Here is an 11,147-nt window from a genome sequence, read left to right on the forward strand (position 1 = left end):
TTCGAGGAAGGGGAATTAAACCGACTACCCCGTCTGCAGCATAAAACGCCGCTGGTGCGGTTTTATTTTATATCCTTTGAGTAAATTAGCAATTCATCTCTTTTGTACCAACCAGTTTTTTCCCAGAATGTTTTCCCTAATTCGTTTTCATAATAAACAAAAAGGTGACATTTTATTATGCCCCTTTTTTTTAAATTTCTTAACACTATTTCCACTAACTGTTTTCCAATGCCACTTCTTCTGTATTCTTTGTCGACTGCAAGGTGATAGAGGTATCCTCGCCTGCCATCTTCACCACATAAAATTGTTCCTATTATTTTTTCTTCCTCTTCGCAAACATAATTTAACCCTTGATTCTTATTCAAGAATTTTTCTATATTTTCTTTTGTATCAGAATCACTGAGACCCATACCTTTAGTATTTTCCCATAAATGATACATTTGATCGTAATCTTTTATTGTTGCTTCTCTATAAATTTTATTCATTTAGTAATCACCCTAAAGGAAATGGAAAATTTGGTAATGAAGCTATATGCGCAATTATTAAGAGAGCCAATACCAAAACGAACATGTACCATCGGGTATGTAGATTTCTAAAAACTTTTTTGACATTATCTGGAGCTTTTGTAAATCTCATTGTAAAACCTGCAATACCCATCCAAATTAACAAAATTATCAATACCCAATGCCAAAAACTAGCATAAGGTAACATCAGAATTCCATGGGTCAAGGCTAAAACTATTGCTGTTATGTTGCCAATGTAATGAATATTATGCCATCTTTTCCCCATATTTTCGAGGGACCTTATCTTCGCTTTTGGCATAAAGAGCTTTTGAAGTAAGTGCAATATTACATATAGGTTAGCTATGAAAAAAACAAAAGCTGTTGCTCCTCCCAATGCTAAACCAATGTTCACACTTTGAGGTATACTTTCCATTTTAATCCCTCTTTTTATATGTTTTATAAATAATAAACCCATATCATAAAAATGTACTTAAAATTAATTTATATTTTTAACACATTTTAAAAAATATTAATTTAATAATTCGTTATGCAAAAAATACATGTCTTTATACTTTTCAACCATTTTTACAAAGAAAGCATAATATTTCTTATACAATTCTACAGAATTAAATTGAGGTTCAAAAGTTTCTTCTGTTTTTATCATTATCTTTCCAGCTTCTTCTATATTGTTGTAAACCCCAAGAGTTGTAAAAGCTAACATTGATTCACCAATTAGAGTAGCGTTTTCAGTTTTTGATTTAGTTATTGGAAGATTAAAAATATCAGCTAAAATTTGAACCCAAGCGTTACTTTTGCTTCCCGATCCGCCTATTATTAATTTGTCGAACTTCACACTATTTTCTTCAAGAGCGGTTTTTATCATATTTAACCCGTAACCAATTCCTTCGTATATAGATCTAGCCATGTGATTTAAGTTGTGATGTGTTTTTAATCCAAAAAAACTTCCGCTTGACAGACTTCCTATTCGGGGATCACGTTCTCCAGTTAAAAAAGGAAAACAAATTACTCCTTCTGAACCAGCCTTTATTTTAGAAGCTTTATTAGATATTTCTTCATAATCTACTTCTTTTGCTAGGTTGTTCTTAAACCAATCAATTACTACCCCTGCATTATTTACTGCTCCACCAATAGCCCACATTCCAGGAAGAAGTGCATAGGTTTGAAGCCTGTTTAGGCCAGTTTTATCTAGTAATGGTTGATTATATGCGCTTCTAAACATAGCTGTTGTTCCTAAATTACATACTGCGCTATTTTTGTATCCACCCATACCAAGTATCATGGCTCCACCATCGTAAACTCCTAACATTATTGGTATTTCGTAGTTTAAACCTATTTTTTTTGCAACTTCCTTATTGATTTTATCAACAATAACATTACCAGCTACAAGCTCAGGAAGCTGTTCTTTACTTATTCCTATCTTCGATACTAAATCATCATCCCATTTTTGAGATTCTATGTCTAAAAGTTGGGTGACAGAAGCTAGACTTGCTTCAGTGTAGTAATTTCCTGTGAGTTTGTATGTAAAAAAGCTTTTAATGTCTAAAAATTTATAAGTTTTTGAAAATATTTCCGGTTTTTCCTTTTTTAACCATAATATTCTTGCTATAGTGTAATTAAAAGCTGGGGGACATCCGGTTTTTTTGTATATTTCCTCAAGAGAATATTTTTTTTCGACGTCATTCATTATATTTTTAGAGCGAGTGTCCAAAAGAGTAACCATGCCCATAAGAGGTTTACCGGCGGAACTAACAGGCAAAAACCCGAATTGGTATCCAGAAAAAATAAGTAGAGAGATTTCCTCTTTAAAGTTTGATGTTACCTTCTTTGAAAGGTTCAAAAAATTATTCCATAGTTCATTGGTATCGTGCTCTGCTGCGCCTTCTTCTTGATGATGAAGGTTTATTTTTTTAATTTCTTGTTTTATCAAAGTTCCATTCTGATCCACAATCGCTACTTTCATGTTCGTTGTTCCCACATCTAGAACTAAAACATATTTCATTTAGAAAAACTCCTTTTCGTTTATTTTTTAAGAAAATTCTTTAATAATTTTTTCTATGACTTGTGGATTTACTACTTGTTCAGGAATTTTTCCACTCATTAATTTTTCAATGTCTTCAACCATCTTTTCATCCATATTTCGCAAAGAATATTTTCCATAACCACCAATATGAGGAATTATAAAAACGTTTGGTAATTTTAGTAGCTGGCTACTTTGATCAATAGGTTCAGTTTCTAAAACGTCAAGTCCAGCTGCTGAAACTTTTCCTTCTTTTAAAGCTTCAACAAAATCAGCTTCGTTGATTAATTCACCTCTAGCAGTATTTACTATTACTACGCCATCTTTCATTAAATCAAACGCCTTTTTATCTATAAAATGGTAATTTCCTTTATTTAAAGATGCATTTAAACTAATTACATCAGATCCTTTTAAGATCTCTTCAAAACTAGCAGGTGTAACACCTGTTTTTTCTATAACTTTGTCAGCAATATATGGATCATAAGCAAGAACTTTTGAATTAAATCCCTCTTTTACTATTTCACCTACACGGCTTCCAATATTCCCATATCCAATGATTCCAACTGTCAATCTAGAGAGTTCATTTCCCACAAACTTTTTTCTCTCGTCCCATTTATTTTCTAAAACAGCTTTGTTAGCGGGTATTATTTGTCTTAAACAGAGTAGCATCATAGCTACTGCAATTTCAGCTACGGAATCTCTCTCGTGAATACCCAAAACTCTTGTAACCATTACACCATTTTGAGTGGCTGCATCAATGTCAACGTTGTTATATCCAATTCCATGTCTAGCTATTAGCTTAACATCTTTGTTGTATTGAAAGAACTCTTGAGAGAAAGTTGGCGTAACACTTGCAATTACAAACTTATAACCTTTCAATTTGTTTGCTAATTCTTTACCAGATATTTTTGGGTCAACCGATATTCTTTCTATAAGGCCTATCTTTTTTAATCTTTGCATGAGATCAGGAAAATATATTCCAAAAGTACTTGAATTTACTATCGCGATATTATAGTTTTTATCAGACAACTTTATCCCCCCTCAATCTTTAGATATTGTGGATATCTTGCCATTCGGTATGGAAAACGCCTTCTTTATCTCTTCTTTCGTAAGTATGGGCACCAAAATAATCTCTTTGAGCTTGAATCAGGTTTGCTGGAAGTTCTTTAGAACTTAGTCCATCAAAATAGTCAAGAGCTGAACTAAAAGCAGGAATAGGGATGTTAGCTTTTTTTATTTCTGAAACAACTTTTCTTAATTCTGGGATTCTATTCTGAAATTCATTTTTAAATTCATTAGAAATAATTAAGTTTATCAAATGTGGATCATTTTTGAAAGATTTTTGAATGGGTTTTAAGAGGGCTGATCTTATTATACACCCATCTTCCCATATTCGTGCAACTTCGGATAAATCTAGATTGTATCCGTACTCGTTGGAAGCAACTTGTAACAATTTCATTCCCTCTGTATATGCAATTACGGTTGCTATGAACAAAGCATTTTTTAAGGAATAAATGAAATCTTCTTTAAGATTACTTTCAATAGTGGTTTTATATATTTTTTCTATCTTTATTCTTTCCTCTTTTATTGAAGAAAGGGTTCTTGCATTTACTGCAGCGTTGATCGTTGGAATAGATATATTTAAATCGAGGGCATCCTGAACGCTCCATTTACCTGTTCCTTTTTGTTTTGCACTATCTAAAATAACATCCACAATGGGTTTTCCTGTTTCTTCATCTACCCAATCTAAAATTTTGTAGGTTATTTCCATCAAGTAAGATTGATGTTCTTCGTTCCACTCCTTAAATAAGTTACTCATCTCTTTTGGAGATAATTTAAATACTTTTCTCATAATATCATATGTTTCTGAAATAAGTTCCATAATAGCGTATTCTATACCGTTATGAACCATTTTTACATAATGACCACTTGATTTTGGCCCTAAATAAGTTACACAGGGTCCGTCTTGTGTTTTTGCAGCTGTAGCTTCAAGTATTTCTTTAACTTCTTCGTATGCTGATTTATCTCCTCCGGGCATAATAGAAGGTCCGTGTAATGCTCCATATTCCCCTCCGCTAACACCTGTACCTAAGAATCTAATATGTTTTTGAGAAAGATATTCAGATCTTCTATCCGTATCTTTATAATAAGAGTTTCCTCCATCGATTATTATGTCTCCTTCTTCTAAATAAGGGAGCAATTCTTTAATAACACCATCAACAGGGTTTCCGGCTTTAACCATCAGCATAATTTTTCTTGGAGTTTTTAAAGAATCTACTAATTCCTTAATATTGTATGTTCCTAATATGTTTTTGTTTCTTGCTCTTTCTTCTACAAATCTTTGGGTTTTTTCAGAATGTCTATTGTATACAGAAACTATAAATCCTTTTGATTCCATGTTAAGTGCAAGATTTTGTCCCATAACAGCCATTCCAACAACAGCGATATCACTTTTTCCTTGATCCATTTTATTCTCTCCCTTCTTTGTTTTAATTCCTTACACACCACTATAAGCAGAAAATCCCCCATCTATTGGAACAACCACACCATTAACGAATTCAGAGTAGTTACTAATTAACCAAATTACAGTGGATATCAAATCTTCAGGATTTCCAAATCTTCCCATAGGTGTATGATCTAATATCTTATGCCCTCTCTGTGTTAAACTGCCATCTTGATTGGTGAGTAAAAATCGGTTTTGGTTTGTTAAAAGAAACCCTGGAGCAATCGCATTGACTCGTATTTTTTTTGAATAATTATGGTTCATATGTACCGCAAGCCATTGGGTAAAATTACTTACAGCCGCCTTTGCTCCAGAATATGCAGGTATATTTGTTAAAGGTCTGAAGGCATTCATTGATGAGATATTTATAATATCCCCTTCACCTTTTTCTGCAAAATATTCTCCGAACACCTGACTTGCTAGAAAAGTCCCCAAAAAGTTTAGGTTAAAAACCCATTTTACAGCATCTTCTGGTAAATCGAAAAAAGATTTTTCATTACTTGTAGTTGCTTCGGGTTTGTTGCCTCCCGCTCCGTTTATTAATACATCAATTGTACCAAAAGTAGATAAAATTTTTTCTTTTGCTTTTATAAGATCAGATTTTTCAAGGACATTAGTTTTAATTGTAATATGTTCGATATTCTTCTGGGATAATTCCTCACTTAATTCTTTCATAGCTTTATCTGAAAGATCTAAAATTACAATTTTAGCTCCAGCTTCCCCCAAAGATCTTGCCATTTGAGAACATAAAACACCAGCACCTCCTGTTATTGCTATTATCTTACCATTTATATTGAAAAAATCGTTAACCCTGCTCAAATTCTTCATCTCCTTTGTTTGAGATTTTTTTTAATTTTTCATTATTTATATTATATTATATAATTAATTCATTCTAAAATGAAATTAATTATTTCTACTATAATCACCTTTAATTTCTGATAAACGCTTCAGACTCTTTCTAATTAGTCATATTCAAAAAAATAATTTATTTTTTTATTGTGTTTTTTAAAACACCTATTTTTTCTATTTTAACTTCCACGGTATCTTCAACTTCCATTGGGCCAACACCTGAAGGGGTTCCAGTGGCTATAACATCTCCTGGTAATAAAGTCATTATCTTTGAAATGAAACTCACTAACTTCTCAACAGAGAATATGAGTTGGCTTGTGTTAGAATTTTGCTTTAATTCACCGTTCAAAAAAAGTTGTATATCAAGATTATTTGGATCTATATCTGTAGCAATTACTGGTCCAATAGGAGCAAATGTATCAAAAGATTTAGCGCGAGTCCATTGTCCATCTTTATTTTGAAGGTCTCTTGCAGTAACATCATTGAAACAGGTGTAACCTAATATGTGCTCTTTTACTTGGTTTTCTTCCAAATCTTTTATTTTATCTTTAATAACAACCCCTAATTCAGCTTCATAATCTACCCTTTTACTCATTTGTGGATAAATAATTTCATCGTTTGGGCCAATAACGGCATTAGACGGCTTAATGAAAAGAACAGGTTCTTCGGGGATTCTATCTTTCATCTCTTGGGCATGATCACGGTAGTTAAGCCCTACACATACTATTTTACTTGGTTCACATGGGGGTAATAACTTTGCTTCTGAAAAGTCTATAAATTTATCCGCAATTTTAAAGCTTCCGAATACATTTCCTTCGACAATTTTAATTTTGTTTTTTTCTAGAATACCGTAATTTATTTGATCTGTATGTTTAAATCTAACTATCTTCATTTTGTGACCTCCAATTTTAATTATTTATCGAATCTACGTGTTCACATCCAAAAGTTAAATTAATAAATATGAACTCAATTTATTGCAGATAGCAAATATTATAATAATATATATTGAGTTTGTCAATTTTTTGGATATAAAAAATGGTATAATAATCAAGGAAATTTTCAAGGGAGGGATAAAAGTGAAAAACGATTTTTTGGGAAGAAGTCTATCGGTCATAAACGATCTGACTGTTGATGAGCAAATCTTTTTATACAAACAAGCTCAAAGGTTAAAAGAAAAATGGAAAAACAAAGAAGATCTTTCAAAGTTTCAAATAAAAACCGATACGGGCATTTATATCGTTTTTCTAGAACCCAGTACACGTACCAAAGAATCTTTCGTAAATGCTGCTAAGTTCCATAAAAACGCTAAAATTAATATCTTCGAATCGGAACATTCATCTTTCAATAAAAAAGAAAGTTACGTAGACACATTCAATATGCTAACAGGATATTCAGATTATTCGATATTTATTATCAGATCAAAATTAGAAGGCACTTGTAAATTACTAGACGAAAAGGTCTCTGATTTTGCTTCAAGGCATAACCTTCCTTCTCCTTCTTTCATAAATGCGGGCGATGGTAAACACGAACATCCTACCCAAGAAATTCTTGATGAATTTACATTTTTAGAACAGATGAACTTTAATAACGATTACATTCATATTGCACTTATAGGCGATCTTTTACACGGCAGAACTGTTCATTCTAAAGTTGATGGTTTGAGGATATTTAAAAACGTTGAAGTGGATCTTGTGGCTCCCAATGAGTTGCAAATGCCTACTCATTACATAAGTAAAATGAAGCAAAAAGGATACAACGTTAGAATCTTTAATTCAATAGAGGAGTATTTAAAGCAGAATAAAAAGGCAAAAGTCTGGTATTTTACAAGATTGCAATTGGAAAGAATGGGTGAAGATGTTTTAGAAAAGGAACACATATTGAGAAAAAGCGTTACTTTTGCCAAAGACTTTCTTTCCCTTCTTCCTCAGGATGTCAAATTTTATCACCCTCTTCCACGCCACAAAACTTTTCCTACTATACCCACCTTTTTAGATTCATTACCTGTAAATGGATGGGAAAAGCAAGCGATAAACGGATATTGGACAAGAATAATATTACTTTCAATGTTTGGAGGAGCTTTGAACGCCCCGTTTGATACATCTAAAAAGTCTATAAAGATAAATGAAGAAGATTTTGTTGTTGCTGCACCCATAAAAGATGGCAGAAAAGGGGTATTAACTGAAGGAAAAAGAGGGATAAAACCAATCGAGAATGGTACGGTAATAGATCACATAGCGAAAGGACACTCTCCCGAAAAAATATATGAAACTATCATGAAGATAAGGAAAATTTTGATGTTTTACAATATAGATAGTGCTGATGGGATATTCAAATCGGCAGATGGAAATTATAAGGGGTACATAAGTCTTCCGGATGTTCATCTTTCAAAAAAACAAATAAAAAAGCTTTCAGCTATTTCCCCAAACACAACGGTTAATATTATCAAGAATGGAAGAGTTAAAGAAAAGTATCGAATTTCTTTACCACCTATTATATATGGTTTTGAGGAGTTAATGTGTAAAAATGAGAATTGTATAACAAACCCCAAAAACGATGAAAATGTTCATGTTTCTTTTATAAGAAACGAAGATAACCAATTGATTTGTGAGTACTGTGAAACAGCTCATACATTTGAAGAAATATGGAGTTTATAGATTATATTAGTAAGGATTAATATTTGTTTTAAGATGTTTATTATTTTATGATATAATTTTTAATAGGGTTTGATAAAATGTTTATAGGAGGAACTTTCTTTGAAAAACATAGTATTTGATTTGGGTAATGTGCTTTTCAAATTTGAACCAGATGAAATTTTAGACGGTTTGTTTAATGATTATCATACAAAAGAAAAATTAAAACAGTCTGTTTTTAAAACGACTATTTGGAGAGAACTGGATAGGGGGAGTTTATCATTATTTCAAGCAAAAAAATTATTTATAGATAAAAACCCTGATTTAAAAGACGAAATTGAAGTTCTTCTAGATAATTGGAAAAATTTTCTCCATCCTATCGATGAGAATGTGAAACTTCTTCCAGAATTAAAGAAAAACAACAGACTCTATATTTTGTCTAATTTTCATGAAGAAGCGTTCAATTATATAACTAATAAGTATTCTTTTTTTGAACTATTTGATGGGATGGTTGTATCCTACGAAGTAAAGCTTATAAAACCTGAAAGAAAAATCTATGAAATTTTATTAAGTAGATACAGTTTAGTACCCCAAGACACGATTTTTGTGGATGATACTGAAGAAAACATCAAAGCAGCCCAAGAATTAGGAATTAATGGGCTACTATATAAAAGCGAACTTTCACTGGAGGATTTGTTCAAATTGGAGAAAGTTTTGTGAAGAAAGGAGATTGAAATATGGACGATGTTTTTAATAAACATTGTGTCTTTATAACTTCGACTGGAAGAACAGGGACTCGATTTTTAGCAAAAAGCATGTCTAAAATGGTTGAGGATTGTTATGCTGTTTATGAACCAGCGAATGTCTTTATTAAAGATCTTAAAAAATGGGGAAGGGATATAAAAAGGTTTGGCTTTTATCAAATGACGGTTGGGCAATTTTTGCCTTCTAAATCCATGTGTAAATTGAGTACTCATAGAAGAAGAGGTAAAATCTCCGATGAAAAAGCGAAAGAATATATAAAGGGTCTTAGGAAGCAGATATTACAAGAAACAAAAGAGAGTTTATATGTTGAATCAAGCAACCATCTCCATGGAGTTATTGATCTTTTGGAGGAAGTTTTCCCCAATAGTAAAGTTGTTTTTATTATACGCGATCCAAGAACATGGATAAGATCTGCTTTAAGTTCTCCTGTGTATCTTCTATATAGCAAAGGCGATCTAGCGTTTTTGGAGATGAGTATGAGAGCGTATCATTTTAAAGATGATCCATATGCAAACAAATGGACTCAGATGGGGAAATTTGAAAAGTTTGCTTGGTATTATAACAAACTGAATACTTTGGTACTAAAATCTATGAAAGATAAGAAAAATTTTAAACTATATCGTTATGAAGATTTGTTTACAAGTAAAAATAAAGAAGAAAATTTTAAAGAATTACTAGAGTTTTCCACAAAATTTGATGATGGTTTCATTCGAAATTATGATTTTCAGCCTTCTTTACTCAACAAGAAAATAAATTCTAGTGCTGATAATTATAAAATACCTCATTGGAAAGAATGGGATAAAAAAATGGCAAACACACTTCAAAAACATTGTGAAGATTTGATGGAGAAATTTGGATACGGTAAGGAACCAGAATGGTTAGAAAAACTAAGTGGCAGTTACAAGGAAGAGTTTGCATAAGTTAGAATGGGTGAAGTTATGATTTCAGAAGAAAATCTAAAAAAGTTGTACATAAATGGATGCGATATAAAAAAAAATGAACCCCTTAAATATTATACTAGTTTTAGAATAGGGGGAAGTGTTCCTTTAGCATTATTTCCAAAAACGTTGAAAACTTTTTCTGAAACATTGTTTAAATTGAAAGAATATAATATCCCATACAAAATTCTTGGTCAAGGGACAAATTTAATAGTAAGTGATAGTGACTTAAAATTCAACGTTTTATGCACTAAATATTTGAATAATTTAAAAATTGAAAAGAAAGATAATCGAAGTTTAGTAATCGAAGTAGAGAGTGGAATGTCTTTATCAACGCTCTCTTTTTTAATTTCCGGATGGGGTTATTCGGGGTTGGAGTTTGCTTGTGGTATACCAGGAACGGTGGGTGGAGGAATTTATATGAACGCAGGGGCTTACGGTGGGGAAATGAAAGAAGTAGTCTTAGAAGTTGAATCTTATGATTTAAAAAATAATACGATAAGAATATTAAAGAAAGAAGATATGAAGTTTGGTTATAGAAAAAGCATTTTTCAAGAAGGAAATTTAGTTATTTTATCCGCTAAAATTCTAGTAGAAAAAGATAATCAAGAGTTTATATATAATAAAATAAAAGAGTATTCGACTCGTAGATGGGAAAAGCAACCAATAGATATGCCATCTGCGGGTAGTATATTTAAAAGGCCAAAACCAGATTTTTATGTGGGAACTACTATAGAAGAATTAGGATTAAAAGGATATGCTATTGGTGATGCTCAAATATCAACCAAACATGCTGGTTTCATAATCAACAGAGGCAACGCCTCATTTGAGGATGTGATTTCTCTAATTGAACATGTAAAAAAGATTGTTAAAGAAAGTTGCGGTGTAAGCTTAGAGGTCGAACCTCAAATTTGGCGTTAG

At 31.9% G+C, this 11,147-nt stretch carries 11 protein-coding genes; 4 read left to right on the forward strand and 7 right to left on the reverse strand.

Annotated features, from left to right (window positions below; translation table 11 throughout):
• Nucleotides 1–62: 62 nt before the first annotated feature.
• From PW5551_RS04455 to PW5551_RS04485, 7 genes are all read right to left on the reverse strand, one after another.
• A complete protein-coding gene (locus PW5551_RS04455) occupies nt 63–485 on the reverse strand; it encodes a GNAT family N-acetyltransferase (RefSeq protein WP_113074596.1) in 423 nt (140 codons plus the stop codon).
• Nucleotides 486–492: 7 nt separating this feature from the next.
• On the reverse strand, nt 493–936 hold the full coding sequence (locus PW5551_RS04460) for a hypothetical protein (RefSeq protein ID WP_113074597.1): 444 nt from the start codon (nt 934–936) through the stop codon (nt 493–495).
• Nucleotides 937–1,032: 96 nt separating this feature from the next.
• On the reverse strand, nt 1,033–2,523 hold the full coding sequence (locus tag PW5551_RS04465; RefSeq protein WP_113074598.1) for a gluconokinase: 1,491 nt from the start codon (nt 2,521–2,523) through the stop codon (nt 1,033–1,035).
• A gap of 27 nt (nt 2,524–2,550) precedes the next feature.
• Nucleotides 2,551–3,501: a D-isomer specific 2-hydroxyacid dehydrogenase family protein gene (locus tag PW5551_RS04470; protein ID WP_113074692.1), complete on the reverse strand. Its 951-nt coding sequence runs from the start codon at nt 3,499–3,501 to the stop codon at nt 2,551–2,553.
• A gap of 88 nt (nt 3,502–3,589) precedes the next feature.
• Nucleotides 3,590–5,008, reverse strand: a complete 1,419-nt coding sequence (gene gndA / locus PW5551_RS04475; protein WP_113074599.1) for an NADP-dependent phosphogluconate dehydrogenase — start codon at nt 5,006–5,008, stop codon at nt 3,590–3,592.
• A gap of 30 nt (nt 5,009–5,038) precedes the next feature.
• Nucleotides 5,039–5,863 (reverse strand): SDR family oxidoreductase, encoded by an 825-nt coding sequence (locus PW5551_RS04480; protein ID WP_113074600.1) that lies wholly within the window; start codon nt 5,861–5,863, stop codon nt 5,039–5,041.
• Nucleotides 5,864–6,029: 166 nt separating this feature from the next.
• A complete protein-coding gene (locus PW5551_RS04485) occupies nt 6,030–6,785 on the reverse strand; it encodes a fumarylacetoacetate hydrolase family protein (protein ID WP_113074601.1) in 756 nt (251 codons plus the stop codon).
• Between the two features lie 184 nt (nt 6,786–6,969).
• Between PW5551_RS04485 and PW5551_RS04490 the strand changes: the two genes are divergently transcribed.
• From PW5551_RS04490 to murB, 4 genes are all read left to right on the forward strand, one after another.
• Nucleotides 6,970–8,547: a bifunctional aspartate carbamoyltransferase catalytic subunit/aspartate carbamoyltransferase regulatory subunit gene (locus tag PW5551_RS04490; protein ID WP_113074602.1), complete on the forward strand. Its 1,578-nt coding sequence runs from the start codon at nt 6,970–6,972 to the stop codon at nt 8,545–8,547.
• A 99-nt stretch (nt 8,548–8,646) separates the two neighbouring features.
• Nucleotides 8,647–9,243, forward strand: coding sequence for an HAD family phosphatase (locus PW5551_RS04495; RefSeq protein ID WP_113074603.1), 597 nt, complete (start codon nt 8,647–8,649; stop codon nt 9,241–9,243).
• Nucleotides 9,244–9,260: 17 nt separating this feature from the next.
• Complete coding sequence (locus tag PW5551_RS04500) at nt 9,261–10,208, forward strand: sulfotransferase (protein ID WP_113074604.1); 948 nt, start codon at nt 9,261–9,263, stop codon at nt 10,206–10,208.
• 6 nt (nt 10,209–10,214) lie between these two features.
• The gene (gene murB, locus PW5551_RS04505) at nt 10,215–11,147 is read left to right on the forward strand and encodes a UDP-N-acetylmuramate dehydrogenase (RefSeq protein WP_233488436.1); all 933 of its coding nucleotides are present in this window, start codon (nt 10,215–10,217) and stop codon (nt 11,145–11,147) included.

The sequence above is a fragment of the Petrotoga sp. 9PW.55.5.1 genome (genome assembly GCF_003265365.1).
Classification (GTDB): Bacteria; Thermotogota; Thermotogae; order Petrotogales; family Petrotogaceae; genus Petrotoga.

What these genes read in the sequence shown, in the direction of transcription:
- murB (WP_233488436.1), top strand. Translation starts at nt 10,215, where the DNA reads ATGGGTGAAGTTATGATTTCAGAAGAAAATCTAAAAAAGTTGTACATA.
- PW5551_RS04485 (WP_113074601.1), bottom strand. Translation starts at nt 6,785, where the DNA reads ATGAAGATAGTTAGATTTAAACATACAGATCAAATAAATTACGGTATT.
- PW5551_RS04465 (WP_113074598.1), bottom strand. Translation starts at nt 2,523, where the DNA reads ATGAAATATGTTTTAGTTCTAGATGTGGGAACAACGAACATGAAAGTA.
- PW5551_RS04470 (WP_113074692.1), bottom strand. Translation starts at nt 3,501, where the DNA reads ATGCAAAGATTAAAAAAGATAGGCCTTATAGAAAGAATATCGGTTGAC.
- PW5551_RS04455 (WP_113074596.1), bottom strand. Translation starts at nt 485, where the DNA reads ATGAATAAAATTTATAGAGAAGCAACAATAAAAGATTACGATCAAATG.
- PW5551_RS04460 (WP_113074597.1), bottom strand. Translation starts at nt 936, where the DNA reads ATGGAAAGTATACCTCAAAGTGTGAACATTGGTTTAGCATTGGGAGGA.
- PW5551_RS04500 (WP_113074604.1), top strand. Translation starts at nt 9,261, where the DNA reads ATGGACGATGTTTTTAATAAACATTGTGTCTTTATAACTTCGACTGGA.
- gndA (WP_113074599.1), bottom strand. Translation starts at nt 5,008, where the DNA reads ATGGATCAAGGAAAAAGTGATATCGCTGTTGTTGGAATGGCTGTTATG.